16 protein-coding genes are annotated in these 17,346 nt (G+C 67.2%); 6 read left to right on the plus strand and 10 right to left on the minus strand.

Features of this window, described 5'->3' with window-relative positions:
- Nucleotides 1-64: 64 nt before the first annotated feature.
- From ctaE to qcrB, 4 genes are all read left to right on the plus strand, one after another.
- Entirely contained in the window at nt 65-703 is a 639-nt protein-coding gene (gene ctaE / locus GVV77_RS04265; RefSeq protein ID WP_425483335.1) for an aa3-type cytochrome oxidase subunit III, read from the plus strand.
- 86 nt (nt 704-789) lie between these two features.
- Nucleotides 790-1,581 (plus strand): cytochrome bc1 complex diheme cytochrome c subunit, encoded by a 792-nt coding sequence (gene qcrC, locus GVV77_RS04270; protein WP_159616665.1) that lies wholly within the window; start codon nt 790-792, stop codon nt 1,579-1,581.
- 74 nt (nt 1,582-1,655) lie between these two features.
- The gene (gene qcrA, locus GVV77_RS04275; protein WP_159616667.1) at nt 1,656-2,681 is read left to right on the plus strand and encodes a cytochrome bc1 complex Rieske iron-sulfur subunit; all 1,026 of its coding nucleotides are present in this window, start codon (nt 1,656-1,658) and stop codon (nt 2,679-2,681) included.
- Nucleotides 2,682-2,683: 2 nt separating this feature from the next.
- The gene (gene qcrB / locus GVV77_RS04280; RefSeq protein ID WP_159616669.1) at nt 2,684-4,369 is read left to right on the plus strand and encodes a cytochrome bc1 complex cytochrome b subunit; all 1,686 of its coding nucleotides are present in this window, start codon (nt 2,684-2,686) and stop codon (nt 4,367-4,369) included.
- Between the two features lie 248 nt (nt 4,370-4,617).
- Here qcrB and GVV77_RS04285 read toward each other — a convergent pair whose 3' ends face one another.
- From GVV77_RS04285 to GVV77_RS04310, 6 genes are all read right to left on the minus strand, one after another.
- Complete coding sequence (locus GVV77_RS04285) at nt 4,618-5,382, minus strand: GntR family transcriptional regulator (RefSeq protein ID WP_159617015.1); 765 nt, start codon at nt 5,380-5,382, stop codon at nt 4,618-4,620.
- A gap of 184 nt (nt 5,383-5,566) precedes the next feature.
- Nucleotides 5,567-5,968 carry a cytochrome c oxidase subunit 4 gene (locus GVV77_RS04290; protein ID WP_159616671.1) on the minus strand — a complete coding sequence of 134 codons (402 nt, stop codon included), beginning with the start codon at nt 5,966-5,968 and terminating at the stop codon, nt 5,567-5,569.
- Nucleotides 5,965-7,692 (minus strand): aa3-type cytochrome oxidase subunit I, encoded by a 1,728-nt coding sequence (ctaD, locus tag GVV77_RS04295; RefSeq protein WP_159616673.1) that lies wholly within the window; start codon nt 7,690-7,692, stop codon nt 5,965-5,967. Before ctaD ends, GVV77_RS04290 begins: the two co-directional genes overlap by 4 nt.
- Nucleotides 7,692-8,561 carry an aa3-type cytochrome oxidase subunit II gene (ctaC, locus tag GVV77_RS04300; RefSeq protein ID WP_159616675.1) on the minus strand — a complete coding sequence of 290 codons (870 nt, stop codon included), beginning with the start codon at nt 8,559-8,561 and terminating at the stop codon, nt 7,692-7,694. Before ctaC ends, ctaD begins: the two co-directional genes overlap by 1 nt.
- Nucleotides 8,562-8,735: 174 nt before the next feature.
- Entirely contained in the window at nt 8,736-9,122 is a 387-nt protein-coding gene (locus GVV77_RS04305; RefSeq protein ID WP_159616677.1) for a HesB/IscA family protein, read from the minus strand.
- Between the two features lie 171 nt (nt 9,123-9,293).
- Nucleotides 9,294-10,718 carry a dipeptidase gene (locus GVV77_RS04310; RefSeq protein WP_159616679.1) on the minus strand — a complete coding sequence of 475 codons (1,425 nt, stop codon included), beginning with the start codon at nt 10,716-10,718 and terminating at the stop codon, nt 9,294-9,296.
- A gap of 118 nt (nt 10,719-10,836) precedes the next feature.
- On the opposite strand from GVV77_RS04310, the gene GVV77_RS04315 reads away from it, so the two are divergent.
- Nucleotides 10,837-11,430, plus strand: coding sequence for a DUF3043 domain-containing protein (locus GVV77_RS04315; protein WP_159616681.1), 594 nt, complete (start codon nt 10,837-10,839; stop codon nt 11,428-11,430).
- Nucleotides 11,431-11,683: 253 nt separating this feature from the next.
- Here the strand turns inward: GVV77_RS04315 and GVV77_RS04320 are convergent, their stop codons facing one another.
- Nucleotides 11,684-12,763, minus strand: a complete 1,080-nt coding sequence (locus tag GVV77_RS04320; protein WP_159616683.1) for a quinone-dependent dihydroorotate dehydrogenase — start codon at nt 12,761-12,763, stop codon at nt 11,684-11,686.
- Between the two features lie 69 nt (nt 12,764-12,832).
- On the opposite strand from GVV77_RS04320, the gene GVV77_RS04325 reads away from it, so the two are divergent.
- Nucleotides 12,833-13,894: an alpha/beta hydrolase gene (locus tag GVV77_RS04325; protein ID WP_159616685.1), complete on the plus strand. Its 1,062-nt coding sequence runs from the start codon at nt 12,833-12,835 to the stop codon at nt 13,892-13,894.
- 36 nt (nt 13,895-13,930) lie between these two features.
- Here GVV77_RS04325 and GVV77_RS04330 read toward each other — a convergent pair whose 3' ends face one another.
- From GVV77_RS04330 to leuA, 3 genes are read right to left on the minus strand one after another with little or no spacing between them, the layout of a single operon-like run.
- Nucleotides 13,931-14,740: an isoprenyl transferase gene (locus GVV77_RS04330; protein ID WP_159616687.1), complete on the minus strand. Its 810-nt coding sequence runs from the start codon at nt 14,738-14,740 to the stop codon at nt 13,931-13,933.
- Entirely contained in the window at nt 14,737-15,486 is a 750-nt protein-coding gene (gene recO, locus GVV77_RS04335; protein ID WP_159616689.1) for a DNA repair protein RecO, read from the minus strand. Before recO ends, GVV77_RS04330 begins: the two co-directional genes overlap by 4 nt.
- Nucleotides 15,487-15,521: 35 nt before the next feature.
- Complete coding sequence (gene leuA / locus GVV77_RS04340; protein ID WP_159616691.1) at nt 15,522-17,261, minus strand: 2-isopropylmalate synthase; 1,740 nt, start codon at nt 17,259-17,261, stop codon at nt 15,522-15,524.
- Between the last annotated feature and the right edge of the window lie 85 nt (nt 17,262-17,346).

A 17,346-nucleotide genomic window follows, 5' to 3' on the forward strand; every position in this document is an offset into this window, starting at 1 on the left:
TTCGGACGCGCCGCAAGGCTTCAGGCGTTGGTGAAGTGGGAACTTTTAGAGCCATAATGAGTTCGTGACATCTGCGACCCAAGCCCCAAGTGCCGCCCCACATCCCGCGCTCAACCGCCCCAACATGGTCTCCGTCGGAACCGTGGTGTGGCTCTCGAGCGAGCTGATGTTCTTCGCCGGCCTCTTTGCCATGTACTTCACGCTCCGGTCCACCTCAGGCGAGATGTGGGCCGAGGGATCCGAGAAGCTCAACGTGCCGTTTGCGCTGATCAACACCATCATTCTGGTGTCCAGCTCCGTCACCTGCCAGTTCGGCGTCTTCGCCGCCGAGCGCCTGCAGCCGCGCCGCACCGGAGGCCTTTTCTCCATCGGCCGCTGGGGCATGGTCGAGTGGTTCTTTCTCACTTTCGTCCTTGGTGGCATCTTCGTCGCCGTTCAGGCCTACGAATACGCCGAGCTCGTCTCCGAGGGCGTGTCGCTGTCCTCGGACGCTTACGGCTCGGCCTTCTACATCACCACCGGCTTCCACGGCCTCCACGTGCTCGGCGGTCTCATCGCATTCCTGCTGATCATTGGACGCGCCTACGCCGCCCGGCGCTTCGGCCACTTCGAGGCGACGTCGGCCATCGTGACCTCCTACTACTGGCACTTTGTCGACGTCGTGTGGATCGGACTCTTCATCATTATTTACTTCCTCAAATAGCCTCCTGCGGTAGACTTTTCTACTAGAGGTAGAATTCGACGAGGAAGCACAGCAGCCATGGCAGTACGGAAGACAGGAACCATCGCGTGAAGGCACTATCTCAGAGGCGGCGCCACCCCCTAGCAGCAATCGCACTGCTGGTTATGGCGTTGCTCATGGTCGGCGGAATCTACTCCGCGGCAAGCTCAGCCAACCAGGCCCAGGCCCAGACCGAGTCCTTCTCCGCGAATGACGTCGAGGAAGGCGAAAAGCTCTTCGCCGCCAACTGCGCCTCCTGCCATGGCCTGGGCGCCTCCGGCTCCTCCGCCGGCCCCTCACTCGTCGGCGTCGGTGCCGCCTCGGTCGACTTCCAGGTCGGCACCGGACGCATGCCGCTGCAGATGGACGGCCCGCAGGCGCTGGTCAAGCCGGTCCAGTTCACCGAGGAGCAGACCCGCCAGCTCGCCGCCTACGTCGCCACACTGGGCGCCGGTCCTGCCATCCCCAGCGAGGAGATGCTTGACGCTTCCGAAGGCGATGCCGCCAACGGTGGAGAGCTCTTCCGCGTCAACTGCGCCATGTGCCACAACGCCGCGGCAGCCGGCGGCGCCCTGACCCGCGGTAAATTCGCCCCCTCGCTGGAAGGCTCGAGCGAGAAGCACATTTACGAGGCCATGGTCACCGGCCCCCAGAACATGCCCGTCTTCAACGACGCGAACATTTCCCCCGAAGAAAAGCGGGACGTCATCGCGTTCCTGAAGACCATCGAGGAGCAGGGCTCCCCCGGCGGAGCCGACCTCGGCTCGCTGGGTCCGGTCTCCGAAGGCCTGTTCATCTGGGTCGCCGGTCTGGGCGTCATCATTGCCTTCACGGTGTGGCTGACCTCACGGTCGTCCTGATTTGCCCGACCCATCCGGCACCGCGATTTACACGAATTACACATTGAAGCATCTAAAGAAGGATGAGAGGGATCATGGCCGACAATAGTCACGGCAGCCCGGATACGTCGGTCACCGTAGCTACGCCGGGCCAGGGCGGGGTCGACACGTTCACCAACCCCGGCCTCCCGCCGCACCGCCCGCGGCTTGCGGACACGGATCCACGCGCCGAGAAGAGGGCGGAGCGGCAGGTTGCCCTTCTGTTCGTCATCTCCGTTCTCGGCACGCTGCTCTTCTTCTTTGCGTACTTCTTCATTCCGCTGAACGACACCATCGAGCGCCTGCGCCTGCAGAACCTCGCTCTCGGCCTGGGAACGGCCTTCGCGATGCTGGGCATCGGCGTCGGCATCGTCCACTGGGCCAAGACGCTCATGCCCGACCACGAGCTGACCGAGGAGCGCCACGCCGTCACCGACGAAAAGGACCGCGCCGAGGCCGAGCAGATCGTCGGCACGATCCTCGACGAGAGCGGCATCAAGCGCCGCCCGCTGATCCGCAACACCCTCATCGGTGCCGCACTCCTGGCCCCGCTGCCCGCCATCGCGATCTTCCGCGACCTCGGCCCCCTGCCCGGAGACACCCTGCGCCACACCTTCTGGGACGCCGGTATGCGCCTCACCCGCGATCCCAGCGGAACACCGATCAAGGCCTCCGACGTCACCGTCGGCTCGGCGTTCCACGTCATCCCGGAAGGCCTCAATGAGGCCGAGAACAAGCTCGAGGAGAAGGCGAAGGCCGTCGTACTGCTGATGCGCCTCGACCCTGAATCCCTCAACCCCTCGGAAGGCCGGGAGGATTGGGGATACGACGGAATTGTCGCGTATTCCAAGATCTGCACGCACGTTGGCTGCCCGGTAGCGCTCTACGAACAGCAGACCCACCACCTGCTGTGCCCGTGCCATCAGTCGACCTTTGACCTCGAACAAGAGTGCAAGGTCATCTTCGGCCCGGCCGCACGACCGCTCCCCCAGCTTCCCATCGACGTTGACGACGAGGGCTACCTCATCGCCAGGAGCGATTTCCAAGAACCCGTAGGACCTAGTTTCTGGGAGCGAGGCTGACCATGAGCAGCTCAACCGCGATAAACGCCTACCAACCAAAAACCCGCGTCGGACGGGTCACCAACTTCGTCGACTCACGGGTCGGCGGCTCGGGCATGGTCAAGGAGTTCGGCCGGAAGATCTTCCCCGACCACTGGACCTTCATGTTCGGCGAGGTGGCGCTTTACACCTTCGTCATCCTGCTGATCTCGGGGACCTTCCTCACCTTCTTCTTCGATCCCTCGATGGCGGAGACACACTACGATGGCAGCTACCTGCCCCTGCGTGGTGTTGAGATGTCGGTGGCCTACGCCTCCTCGCTGGACATTTCCTTCGACGTCCGCGGCGGCCTCTTCATGCGCCAGGTGCACCACTGGTCGGCGCTGCTGTTTGTTGCAGCCAACGCCGTGCACATGCTCCGCGTCTTCTTCACCGGCGCGTTCCGCCGCCCCCGCGAGCTCAACTGGGTTGTCGGCACCACGCTTCTCATCATGGGCCTGGCCGCCGGCTTCACCGGCTACTCGCTCCCCGATGACCTGCTTTCCGGCAACGGCCTGCGCATCATCGACGGCGTCGTGAAGTCCATCCCGGTCGTTGGAACCTACATCAGCTTCTTCCTCTTCGGCGGAGAGTTCCCCGGCACCGCGATCATCGGACGTCTCTACGTCCTTCACATCCTCCTGATCCCGGCCGTCATCCTGCTGCTGATCGGTATCCACCTGTTCATGGTGGTCATCCACAAGCACACCCAGTACCCCGGCCCGGGACGCACGAACACCAACGTCGTCGGCTACCCCGTCGGCCCGGTCTACGCTGCGAAGGCCGGTGGATTCTTCTTCATCGTCTTCGGCATCGTCGCCGCCATCTCCGCAGCGTTCACGATCAACCCGATCTGGAACTACGGCCCCTACGACCCCTCCCCCGTATCGGCAGGTACCCAGCCTGACTGGTACATCGGCTGGGTCGACGGCGCGCTGCGCCTGATGCCGGGCACGCTGGGCCCGAACTTCGACTTTGAGTGGAACATTCCGTTCCCCTGGGGCGTCAACACGCTCTCGATGAACGTGCTCTTCCCGGCGCTCGTGCCGGCCGGCATCGTCTTCACGCTGATGCTCGCCTGGCCCTGGATCGAGTTGTGGGTGACCAAGGACAAGCGGGAGCACCACCTGCTCGACCGGCCCCGCAACGCCCCGACCCGCACCGGGGTCGGCGTCGCCGGTGTCGTGTTCTACTGCGTGATGTGGGCGGCTGCTAGCTCCGACCTGATCGCCACGCACTTCCTCGTATCCCTGAACGACGTGACCTACTGGCTGCGGATCCTCGTGGTCGTCGGCCCGATCATCGGCTTCATGATCGCCCGCCGCGTGGCCCTGGCGCTGCAGCGCAAGGACCGTGAGATAGCCCTGCACGGCCGGGAGACCGGACGTATTGTCCGCCTGCCGCACGGTGAGTTCATCGAGGTCCACGAGCCGGTCGACGAGTACAAGCGCTACCAGCTGGTCAGCTTCGAGTCCCCGGAGGCCTACGCCCCCGTGGCAAACGCCAACGGCCACGTCAGCCGCTCGGAGAAGCTGCGCAGCCGCGCCTCACGGTTCTTCTTCGAGGACCGGGTCGCCCCGGTCACTCCGTCGGAACTGCACGCCTCGCACTCCGGTCACCACGGTGAAATCGCAGACGCCCAGGACCGGGAGTCGATCGCAAGCCACTAGGCTGGCCGCACGGCCAGCCTGGAAGGGCCCGGACAGCATCCGCTGTCCGGGCCTTTTTGCATACTGCCGACGTCGAGACTGCAGATCACCACCCTTCCGCGGGCCCTAAGCGTGGTGAGGTGCCAACTCGGCGGGGATGTTGCGGCGGCGGCACAGCCCTCCCCGCGCGTCCCGGAGTCCCTAGCGCAGGGGAAGAAGCGGGGAGCACGCGGAAGGACCCGAGGAACCCCCGGGAGGGCGGAGGAGGCCTAGCGCAGCCTGTTGGAGGTATACGCCCGGGGCGTGCGCGCTCCGGGGCGCTGCAGCGGCACCCAGAGCTTGTACCGGTCGGCCCGGTAGTAGGACACGGAGTAGTCCACCATGGCGCGGGCCACATAGGCGTGGCGCTGGATCTTGAGCAGCGGCGCACCCATCTCCACGTTCAGGAGACGGGCAATGGACGGCGAGGCCGCCGTCGCCTCGATGGTGTCCTCCCCCCACTCCATGACCAGCCCGTACTTCTCGCTCAGGACGTTATAGAGGGAGGCCGGCGGCGGGTCATCGAGGATCCCCCGCACCCGGTGCGCCGGGATGAAGTTCTCGTCGACGCTCATAGGCTCGCCGTCGGCGAGCAGCTGCCGCCGGAACCGCACCACCGGCTGCCCGAGCTCAAGCTGCAGTTCCCGCGCGATCAGGGGCGTGGCGCCGATCTGCTCGAAGCTGAGCACATGCGCATCGGGCACCATGCCCCGGCGAAGCATCTCTTCGCTGTAGGAGGTGAGCTTCATCTGCAGGTCGACCTTCGCATGGGCCACGAACGTCCCCAGACCCACAATCCGCTCCAGGACCTCCTCGGCGACGAGGGCGTCGATGGCGTGGCGCACTGTCATCCGTGCGACACCGAAATGCGTGGACAGCTGGCGCTCGGAGGGAATCGGCGAGCCGGGCGCGGCCCGTTCCAGGATGTAGGCCCTGAGAATTTCGCGCAGCTGCACATGCTTGGCCACGGGTGAGGCCTCATCGAGGGCCGGCACCCCTAGGAGCTTTGGAGCGGTCGCGGCCACAATCGCCAGCTTTCCATGGTGGTAGTTCCGGGGCCCGGCGGCCGACCGCCGGTAGTTCCGAGTCTATCGAAATTCCTCCGCGGTGGCGGTGCCCCGGAACGCCGAAGGACCCGCACCGGGGTGCGGGTCCTTCGGGTTCTGCGGGGTTGGAAGCTTAGTGGGCGTGTGCCCCGCGGCTGTACTCGTATACCCAACCGACCAGGGCGATCACAGTGAAACCAAGGCCGATGTAGAGGATCCACCAGCCGGCTGCCAGTCCGAGGAATCCGGCCGCGGCCGACAGGCCGAGGAACAAGGGCCACCAGCTCCATGGGCTGAAGTGTCCCTGCTCGCCGGAGCCTTCGTGGATCTCGGCGTCGAGCCGGTCCTCGGGCCGCATGCCGACCCTCTTGCCGGTGAAGCCGAGGTAGAACCCGATCATGATTGACAGGCCACCGGTCAGGTACAGCCCGAGGAACCCTACGGGTTCTGTCCATTCCACGAGGAACCCGTAGATCGTGCCGACGAGGAAGAAGAACGGCGCAAGGAGGGTAAAGAGGCGTGTCTCAACTTTCACTGGGTGGCGTCCTTCCGGGCAGCGGAGCCGAGCACCTTGCCGGCAGCGGATTCGTCGGTGTGCTGCTGCTGGAGCTCGGGGTGGTGCAGGTCCAGCGCCGGGCGCTCCGAGCGGATCCGGGGCAGCGAAGTGAAGTTGTGGCGCGGCGGCGGGCAGGAGGTGGCCCACTCAAGCGAAGCACCGAAGCCCCAGGGGTCATCAACTTCGACCTTCTTACCGGTGCGCCAGGTGATGTACACGTTCCAGAAGAAGGGGATCAGCGAGGCACCGAGTACGAACGAGGCGATGGTGGAGAACTGGTTCATCGCAGTGAAGCCGTCCTCGGGCAGGTAGTCCGCGTACCGCCGCGGCATGCCGATGACGCCCAGCCAGTGCTGGATCAGGAAGGTGCCGTGGAAGCCGAGGAACAGGAGCCAGAAGTGGATCTTGCCGAGGCGCTCGTTGAGCATCTTCCCGGTGAACTTGGGCCACCAGAAGTAGAAGCCGGCGAACATCGCGAAGACCACGGTGCCGAAGACCACGTAGTGGAAGTGTGCGACCACGAAGTAGGTGTCCGAAACGTGGAAGTCCAGCGGAGGCGAGGCCAGGATGATGCCGGTCAGGCCGCCGAAGAGGAACGTCACCAGGAAGCCGAGGCTCCAGAGCATCGGGGTCTCGAAGGTGATCGATCCGCGCCACATGGTGCCGATCCAGTTGAAGAACTTCACGCCCGTTGGGACGGCGATGAGCATCGTGGTGAAGGCGAAGAACGGCAGCAGCACCGCGCCGGTGACGTACATGTGGTGGGCCCACACGGTGACCGAGAGGGCGGCGATGGCGATCGTCGCGTACACGAGGCCCTTGTAGCCGAAGATCGGCTTGCGGCTGAAGACCGGGAAGATCTCCGAGACGATGCCGAAGAACGGCAGGGCGATGATGTACACCTCGGGGTGTCCGAAGAACCAGAACAGGTGCTGCCAGAGGATGGCGCCACCGTTCTCGGGGTCGAAGATATGGGCACCGAAGCGGCGGTCCGCACCGAGGGCGAACAGCGCGGCGGCCAGCGGAGGGAACGCCATGAGGACGAGGATGGCCGTGACCAGGGTGTTCCACGTGAAGATCGGCATACGCCACATGGTCATGCCCGGGGCACGCATGCAGATGATCGTGGTGATGAAGTTGACGGAACCGAGGATGGTTCCGAAGCCCGACAGCGCGAGTCCGAACACCCACAGGTCACCGCCGACGCCCGGTGAGAATGTCGTACTCGACAGCGGCGTATAGGCGAACCAGCCGAAGGACGCGGCGCCCTGCGGGGTGATGAAGCCCGAGACGGCGACGGTGCTGCCGAAGAGGAAGAACCAGAACGCCAGCGCGTTCAGGCGCGGGAAGGCGACGTCGGGGGCGCCGATCTGCAGCGGCATGATGACGTTCGCGAATCCGGCAAACAGCGGGGTGGCGAACATCAGCAGCATGATCGTGCCGTGCATCGTGAACAGCTGGTTGTACTGCTCCTTGGTCTGCAGGATCTGCAGACCGGGCTCGAACAGCTCGGCCCGGATCACCAGCGCCATGACCCCGGCGAAGCAGAAGAAGACGAAGGAGGCGATCAGGTACATGTACCCGATGGTCTTGTGGTCGGTCGAGGTGATCCAGTTGACGACGATGCGGCCTTTGGAGCGCGGTACGACGCGGGGAGCGGCTACTGTGCCGGCTTCCTCAAGGGTGTATTCGTAGGTGGACATCAGCTGCTCCTGGCAGGGTCAAAGTCGGGGTCGGTGTCCGGGTAGGAGTCGCGGTCATACTCGTCACCGAGCTGGCCGTCCTCGAGGGTTTCCATCCGGGCGTCGAACTCCTCCTGGGAGACGACTGCCACGTTGAAAAGCATTTCCGAGTGGTACTGGCCGCAGAGTTCGGCGCACTTTCCATCAAACGTCCCCTCCTGAGTGGGGGTGAGGTTGATGTAGTTGACGCGGCCCGGGTAAAGGTCGCGCTTCTGCAGGAAGGCCGGCACCCAGAAGGAGTGCTGGACGTCGCGGGCGCGGAGCTGGAGCTCGACGCTCTGGTTGACCGGCAGGTAGAGGGTGGGCAGCTTGTCCGGGATGCCGGGCTCGCCGGTCAGCTCGGCCTGCACTCCGGTGGAGTACTTGTCCTGCTTGACGTAGTTGAAGTCCCAGGACCACTGCTTGCCGCGGACGTCGATGATGACATCGGGGTCCTCAACGCGGGCGTCGATGATGCCCTGGTCGCGCTGGGTGAAGTAGAAGAACACCAGCACCATGAACAGCGGGATGGTCAAGTAGAAAATCTCGAGCGGCAGGTTGTAGCTGAGCTGGCGCGGGTAACCGGTGTCGTTGCGCCGGCGCCGGTAGGCAACCATGCACCAGATGATGAGGCCCCAGGTGATCACGCCGACCACGAGGGCCGCAATCCATGAATTCACCCACAGGTCGGTGATCAGCCCGGTGTGGTTGGTGGTGTTCCTGTCCCCCGGCAGCCAGCCATTCTGGGCTTCCGTTGAACAACCGGACAGCAACAGCGCCCCGGCCAGCGAAATGCTGGAAATCTTTGCGATCCTGGCGCTCTTGCCGCCGGTTCGGTCCTGCGAACTCACAGACGGACCATCCTTTTCTACGTGCGTTGCCACCCGCGATCTGATGCAGTTCGGGGTGCCCCTCCAGTTTTACTACTCACTGTAGAGCTTACCCGCCGTCGAAGCCATCGTGTGACATGCGAAAGGGCCCGTGGCGCGCCTTTCAGCGTGCCACGGGCCCCCCAAAACCGCAGGTCAGTGGAAGGAATCACCACAGGCGCAGGATCCGCCGGCGTTCGGGTTGTCGATGGTGAATCCCTGCTTGGAGATGGTGTCCTCGAAGTCGATCGAGGCACCGGAGAGGTAGGGAACGCTCATCTTGTCAACGATTACTTCAACGCCGTCGAAGTCGCGGACGGCATCGCCGTCGAGGACCCGCTCGTCGAAGTACAGCTGGTAGATCAGGCCGGAGCAGCCGCCGGGCTGAACGGCCACGCGGAGGCGGAGGTCGGTCCGGCCTTCCTGCTCGAGAAGGCTGCGCACCTTGCCTGCGGCGACCTCGGAGAGCTGCACATCGTGCTCGGGAAGCGAAGCCGTCGTCTCGTCGGGGGCCGTGGTGGTCTCTGGCGTGGTGGTGCTCATGGTGTCTCTCCTAGCCTGGATCCGTTGCTGAACACCGCTTGCGGCGTTCTGGAGTCCCTTCCATGGTACGCCGCGCATCCCGCGCGGTTAACACCGGAGGTGCGTGAGTGCGGACACCCTGCTCCCCCGCCGCAGCGGTGGCCGCCCGGCGGAGGAGCAGGAGCGGTCCGGTCAGGAGCCGGAGAGGCCGCCCGCGTTGATGCGGGCGAGCAGCAGCGCCTCGGCAAGCACGGCCCGCTCGAACTCCGCGAGGTGCAGGGATTCGTTGGCGCTGTGCGCCCGGGAATCCGGGTCCTCGACCCCCGTGATCAGAATCTGGGCCGCCGGGAAGAGTTCGGTCAGGTCGGCGATGAACGGGATGGAACCGCCCATTCCCGCTTCGACGGCCGCTACGCCCCAGGCCTCCTCCAGTGAGGCGAGGGCGAGCCGCGCCGCGGGGGCGGAGGTGTCGGTTGAGAACGGGCTGCCGGTCTCGCCGGGGGTGAAGGTGACGCGGGCGCCGAAGGGCGCGGAGGCCTCGACGTGGGTCCGCACGGCCTGCATCGCCTGCTCCGGGTCCTGCCCGGGTGCCAGCCGGAGGCTGAACTTCGCCCGGGCCCGCGGCAGGAGCGTGTTTGAGGACAACGCGACGCTGGGCATGTCCATGCCGATGATCGACAGGGCGGGCTTGGTCCACAGGCGGGAGGCGATCGAGCCGGTGCCCGCAAGCGTGACCCCGTCGAGGACGGAACTGTCGGCCCGGTAGTCCTCCTCCTTGTAGTCGACCGTGGCGGAGTCGCCGCCGGCCAGGCCGGCGATGGCGACGTCACCGGCGTCGTCGTGGAAGGTCGCAATCAGCCGCGCGAGGAGGGTCGGCGCGTCGAGGACGGGCCCGCCGAACATGCCGGAGTGGACGGCGTGGTCGAGGACCTGAACCTCGATGGTGCCGTCGACGAGGCCGCGCAGGCTGGTGGTCAGGGCCGGAACGCCGACCTTCCAGTTGCTGGAGTCCGCGACGACGATGACGTCGGCCTCCAGCAGGTCGCGGTGGGTTTCCAGGAAGGTGCGGAAGGTCGGCGACCCGGCCTCCTCCTCCCCTTCGATGAACAGGGTGACCCCGACGCCGAAACGGTCGCCGAGCACCTCGGTGAGGGCGCGCAGGGCACCGACGTGGGCCATGACGCCTGCCTTGTCGTCGGCCGCTCCCCTGCCGTAGAGGCGGCCGTTGCGTTCGACGGCGGTGAAGGGGTCGCTCTCCCACAGGTCCGGATCGCCCGGGGGCTGGACGTCATGGTGCGCGTACAGCAGCACCGTCGGCTGGCCCGGTGCGGCCGGACGGCGGGCGACGACGGCGGGCCCGCCGGGGACCCCGTCGTTGTCGACGCGGAGGATCTGCACGTCCTCGACGCCGGAGTCGCGGATCAGCGCGGCGATGGCGTCGGCGCTGCGGTCGAGTTCGCTCGCGTCGAAGGCCTCCCAGGCGATGCCCCGGATGCCGACGAGGGCCTTGAGCTGGTCGACGGTGGCGGGAAAGGCGGCGGAGACGCTGCGGCGCAGCTCCTCCGCCGGGTGGTCGGAGAGGGAGGACGGCGGGTTGGCCGGTTCGGGAGAAGTCATGTCTCGACCCTACACAGGCTCCTGCAGGCCCCGCAGCCCCAGGGCGGGCGTGCCCGGGAGCGTGCCGGTAGGCGGCTGGCCGTACAGGTGAGGGCACTCCGACAGGTATCCTGAGGGGGTGTTTGGACGAAAGAAAGACGCCCCCGTGGCCCAGGATGTCATTGACCGCGCGAGCCTCGAGCGGGAGGACCGTCAGCGCAGCGCCGGCAAGGGCGCGCCCACCCCGAAGCGCAGCGTCCAGCAGGCCGCCCGCAAACGGCCGCTGGTTCCCGAGGACCGCCGGGCGGCGCGCAGCCAGAGCCGCAATGCCGCCGCCGAGCAGCGCCTGCGGATCCGGGAGGCCCTGAACACCGGTGAGGAGCGGTACCTGCCGCTGCGGGACAAGGGACCGAACCGCCGCTACATCCGGCAGTTCGTCGACGCCCGCTGGAACCTCGGCGAGTTTCTCATGATCGCCGCGCTCATCTTCGTCGTGCTCAGCTTCATCCAGACCGTCGCGGTGCAGAGCGCCGTGCTGCTCGGGTTCTGGGTGCTGATCATGGCCGTGATCGTCGACTGCTTCTTCCTGCGCCGCACGCTGAAGAAGCGCCTCACGGCGAAGTTCGGGGCGCCGAACGCGGGTGACCTCTGGTACGGGGTGACGCGCGCCCTGCAGCTGCGCCGGCTGCGGCTGCCCAAGCCCCAGGTCAAGCGCGGGGACTACCCCGCCTAGCCGGCGGGTCCGACCGGGTTCGATCCGGCGCCTCGCGCTCAGACCCCTAACCTCCGTCCGCGCCCGGTCCCTGCAGGGGCCGGGCGCGGTCGTTTAACTCGGGCGTTTTCTCATTCGGGCGTTTTCTCATTCGGGCGGTGTGCAGTCCCGGCGGTGTTCAGTCCCGGCGACGTGCAGTCCCCGCGGTGTTGGGTCCCGGCGGTGTTCAGTCCCGGCGACGTGCAGTCCCCGCGGTGTGGGGTCCCGACGGTGTTCAGTCCCGGCGGCCGCGGAAGGCCCGGGCGAGCCCGCGGTTGATTCGCGCCGCCCACAGCGGCCCCTCATAGAGGAACGCGGTATAGCCCTGGACCAAAGTGGCGCCGGCGTCGAGCCGTTCAAGGACATCTTCGGCAGTCTCCACCCCGCCCACCGACACGATGGCAAGGTCCTCCCCGGCGGCGGCCCGGAGGCGCTTCAGCACCTCAAGGGAGCGCTGCTTCAGGGGCGCTCCGCTCAGCCCGCCGACACCCTTGGACATCACGGTGGCGTCATCGGTGGTGAGACCGCCGCGGGTGATGGTCGTGTTGGTCGCCACGATCCCGTCGAGCTTCAGGTCGAGGGCCAGGGCGGCGATGTCGTCGATGTCGGAGTCCATCAGGTCCGGAGCGATTTTCACGAGCAGGGGCACATGCCGGCCCGCTGCCTCGTCGGCCCTGGCGCGCACCGCGTTCAGGAGCGGGCGCAGCGATTCGACGTTCTGCAGCAGCCGCAGGCCCGGGGTGTTGGGCGAACTGACGTTGACCACCAGGTAGTCCGCCGCCGGCGCCACCGCCTCGGTGCTGAGCAGGAAGTCGCCGACGGCGTCGGCGAGGTCGACGCTCTTGGTCTTGCCGATGTTCACCCCGATGATGGGGCGGTTCGAGCGATAGGTGCGCTCGAGCCGGGTCCGTGCCGCGACGAGCCGGGGGGCCACGGCGGCCGCGCCGTCATTGTTGAAGCCCATCCGGTTGATGACTGCGCGGTCGGCCTCGAGACGGAACAGGCGCGGCTTCGGATTGCCGGGCTGGGCCCTGCCGGTGACGGTCCCGACCTCGATGTGACCGAAGCCCAGTGCCGTCAACGCCGAAATGCCGTGGCCGCCCTTGTCAAAACCGGCGGCCAGGCCGAAGGGCGAGGGGAACACGACGCCGAAGGCGGTGGTCTGCAGGTCCGCGTGCGGGCCGCAGTAGCGCCGCAGCAGCCAGCCGGCCGGAGTCCGGTCCGCCAGCCGGATCAGCCCGAAGCCGATCCGGTGAGCGCGCTCCGCGTCCATGCGGGAGAAGGCGAGGCGGAAGAAGGCCGGATAGATCTGCATGCTCTAAAGTTCCCATGAGGACAACCGCCCGAACAACTCGGGCGGAACTTTTCGAAAGACCCGGGGGCAATGGAGAGAACGTGGGAGCCCGACCACCTCGGCCCGGCCTACAGCAGGCTCACGCTCGATCTCGAGCCCGACGAGGAGGGGCCCTGCTGCGCGACGCTTGTCGCCCACCGCGGTGCACCCGACCGCCGGCCCGCCGCCGGTTTCCGCCGGACCCTCGGGGCGGCGCTGGCCCGGGCCTCCGACCGGGACCCGGAGCCGCGGCGGATTCCGGCCCTGCTCTACCTCCACGGGTGGAGCGACTACTTCTTCCACACCGAACTGGCCGAGTTCTGCGCGGAGCGGGGCATCGAGTTCTTCGCGCTCGACCTGCGCAAGTACGGCAGGAGCCTACGGGAGTGGCAGACGCCGGGGTACGTGCGGGACCTGCAGGAGTACGACGCTGACCTCGACGCGGCCCTCGCCGCGGTGCAGGACGAGATCCAGGCGCGCCATGGGCCCGGTGCGGCGGTGGAGCTGGACCTGATGGCCCACTCGACCGGTGCCCTGACCGCGGTGTTGTGGGCGGACCGGCATCCCGGCCGGGTCGCCTCCCTGATCCTGAACAGCCCCTGGCTCGACACCCAGGGCAGTGCGATGTTCCGGAATACCACCCAGGGCCTGCTCGAACCCCTCGTGAGGTTCCGCCCCAAGGCGCGCCTGCGGCTGCCCGAGTTCGGTTACTACTGGCGGAGCATCAGCAGTGAGGCCGACGGCGAGTGGAACCTGGACCGGCGGTGGCGCCCGGAGTTCGGCTTCCCGATCCGGGCCGGGTGGCTCACCGCGGTGCTCTCCGGCCATGCAGCGGTCGCCCGGGGGCTGTCCCTCGAGGTGCCGGTACTGGTGCTCGCCTCGGCCCGCTCGGCGGTCAGCTCCACCTGGAGTGAGGCCATGCTTGAAGCGGACAGCATCCTCGACGTGTCGGTGATGGTCCGCCGGGCCACCGGCCTGGGCCGCCGGGTCACCCTTTCACGGTTCGACGGGGCCCTTCACGACGTCCTGCTGTCCCGCCCGGAGGTTCGCGCCGAGGTCTATGCCGAACTTGACCGCTGGCTGCGGTGCGGCGGCCCGGCCGCGCGGCGGTGAAGGCCCGGGCGTCAGAACGGTGTCAGGCGGGCGGGTTCAGGCGGGCAGGCCCGCGGCGGCGTCGACGGCCCCTCCGTAGCGGCGGTCGCGGGAGGCATACTCCTCGATGGCCCGCCACAGGGTCCGCCGGTCCACGTCGGGCCACAGCGTGTTCATGAAGACCATCTCCGCGTAGGCGGACTGCCACAGCAGAAAGTTCGAGAGCCGCTGCTCACCGGAGGTGCGCAGGAAGAGGTCGACGTCGGGAAGGTCGGGTTCGTCGAGGAAGCGCTGGATGGTCTTCTCGTTAACCGAGGACGCGCGAAGGTTTCCCGCCGCGACCTCCTCGGCGATGGCCCGCGCCGCGTCGGCGATCTCGGCCCGTCCGCCGTAGTTCACGCACATGGTGAGCGTGCACGTCGAGTTGCCCCGGGTGCGCTCCTCGGCCTCCTCGAGCTCGGCGATCACCGAACGCCACAGACGCGGCCGCCGTCCGGCCCACCGGATGCGCACGCCCCACTCGTTGAGCTGGTCGCGCTGGCGGCGCAGCACGTCCTTGCTGAAGCCCATCAGGAAGCGCACCTCCTCCGGGGAGCGCTTCCAGTTCTCGGTGGAGAAGGCGTACACCGACACGTGCTGGACGCCGATCTCGATGGCCCCGGCCATGACGTCGAGCAGCGCGGCCTCCCCCGCCCGGTGCCCTTCGGTGCGCGGCAGGCCGCGCTCGTTCGCCCAGCGTCCGTTCCCGTCCATCACGATGGCGACATGGCGCGGCACCAGCTCGGCGGGCAGGCGTGGAGGCCGGGCCCCGCTCGGGTGCGGCCAGGGCGCCGTCGGCGAGGGGGAAGGGGTTCGGTTCGGGGTCACACACGCTCCACATGTCGAAGGGATTTCACGGCCCGCTCAAGGTGCCATTGAAGATACACCGCCACGAGCCCGGCCGCCTCCCGGCGGGCAGGGGGTTCGGAGGCATCGGCCGCGGTCCAGTCCCCCGACAGCAGGGCGGCCAGCAGTTCCATGGTGCCGGGCGCCGGGGACGCCGACCCGGGCGGCCTGCAGGCGGAGCACACGGCCCCGCCGAGGGGCGCCGAGAAGGCCGAGTGCGGACCGGGCTCTCCGCACCGGGCACAGTCGGTGAAGCTCGGAGCCCATCCGGCCGTTGCCAGGGCCCGCAGCAGGTAGGAATCGAGGATCAGCTCGGAGGGGTGCAGCCCGCGGCTGAGCGCGGAGAGCGCCCCGGCGACCAGGCCGTACTGGGCGCTAGCGGCCTCCCCGTCCGTGTCGGTGAGGCGCTCCGCCGTCTCGGCAATGGCCGCCGCCGCGGTGTAGCGCCCGTAGTCGGCCGCGATGCCGTGCCCGTAGGCGCCTTTGGTCTGCGCCTGCGTGATCACATCAAGGTTCCGTCCGGAGGCCAACTGCAGGTCCACCGCCATGAACGGCTCAAGGCGGGAGCCGAACTTGCTGCTGGTGCGCCGCACGCCCTTGGCGACGGCCCGCACCTGCCCGTGCTCCCGGGTGAGCAGGACGATGATGCGGTCCGCCTCCCCCAGCTTGTAGGTCCGCAGCACCACGCCTTCGGCGCGGTAGGTGCGGGAAGCTGACATTTTGGACATACTCCAAGTCTCCCACCAACCGGGGAGGAAGAGCCCTAGGCGCTGTCCCGCACGGCGCGGTTGACGGCGGAGATGACTGCCTTGAGCGCGGCCATTGTCGTGTTTGCGTCGATGCCGACACCCCACAGCACCCGCCCGCCCACGGCGCACTCGACATACGCCGCGGCGCGTGCGTTCCCACCGGCCGACAGGGCATGCTCGGTGTAGTCGAGCACCCGCACGTCCACGCCGTCCTGCCCCAGGATGTCGAGGAGCGCGTCGATCGGCCCGGTGCCCTCGGCCGAGCGCCGCTGCTGCACGCCGTTGACCATCAGCGTGGCGGTGAGCTTCAGGGAGCCTTCCCCGGCGGTGTCGGTATTGACGGAGGTCAGTTCGTAGTGACCCCAGCGGGTGCCGCCGTCGGCCCGCGCCGGCAGGTATTCGTCCTGGAAGACCGTCCACAGTTCGGAACCGCTGATCTCCCCGCCGACGGTCTCGGTGCGCCGCTGCACCACGGCGGAGAATTCGATCTGCGCCCGCCGCGGCAGGTCGAGGCTGTGCTCGTGCTTCAGCAGATACGCGACCCCGCCCTTGCCCGACTGGGAGTTCACACGGATGACGGCCTCGTAGCTGCGTCCGATGTCCTTCGGGTCGATCGGCAGGTAGGGAACCGCCCACGGGATCTCGTCGACGCCGACACCGGCGGCCGCGGCGTCGCGCTCCATGGCCTCAAACCCCTTCTTGATGGCGTCCTGGTGGGAGCCGGAGAAGGCGGTGAACACCAGGTCCCCACCGTAGGGGGAGCGCTCGGGCACGGAGAGCTGGTTGCAGTATTCGGCGGTGCGCCGCACGGAGTCCATGTCGGAGAAGTCGATCTGCGGGTCGATGCCCTGGCTGTAGAGGTTCATGCCGAGGGTCACCAGGTCGACGTTGCCGGTTCGCTCCCCGTTGCCGAACAGGCAGCCCTCGATGCGGTCGGCGCCGGCGAGGTAGCCCAGCTCCGCCGCCGCGACGCCCGTGCCCCGGTCGTTGTGCGGGTGGAGCGAGAGGATGATGTTGGAACGGTTCTCCAGGTTGCGGCTCATCCATTCGATGGAGTCCGCATACACGTTCGGGGTGGCCATCTCCACGGTGGCCGGCAGGTTCAGGATCATCTGGCGGTCCGCCGAGGCCTCGAACACCGCGGCCACCTCGTTGCTGATGCGGGCGGCGAACTCGAGTTCGGTCCCGGTGAACGACTCGGGCGAGTACTCGTAGGTGACCAGGGTGTTCTTCAGGCTCTCCTCGAACTTCCTGCAGAGCCGCGCGCCGGTCAGGGCGATGTCGACGATGCCGTCGCGGTCCTGGTTGAACACCACGCGCCGCTGCAGGATCGAGGTCGAGTTGTAAAGGTGGACGATCGCGCGGTCGGCGCCTTCGAGGGACTCGTAGGTCCGCTCGATGAGGTGCTCGCGCGCCTGGGTGAGGACCTGGATGCTGACATCGTCGGGGATGCGGTCGCCCTCGATGAGCTGGCGGACGAAATCGAAGTCGGTCTGCGACGCCGATGGGAACCCGACCTCGATCTCCTTGTAGCCCATCTTCACCAGCAGGTCGAACATTTTGTGCTTGCGCTCGGGGCTCATGGGATCGATCAGGGCCTGGTTGCCGTCCCGCAGGTCCACGGCGCACCAGCGCGGGGCCTTGGTGATGACCTTGTCCGGCCAGGTGCGGTCCGGGAGCTCAACGGTGATCTGGTCCTGAAACGGGGTGTACTTCCAGAACGGCATTCCCGAACTCAGTTGTGCGTTTTGCATGACGATGGGCCTTTTCTCTTAAACCGTTTAGAGGCTGGCGGCCGGGCAACACAGACACCGCAGCGAGGGATGGCCTGTAGCTCGA

Source organism: Arthrobacter zhaoguopingii, assembly GCF_009828605.1.
Lineage (GTDB): Bacteria > Actinomycetota > Actinomycetes > Actinomycetales > Micrococcaceae > Arthrobacter_D > Arthrobacter_D zhaoguopingii.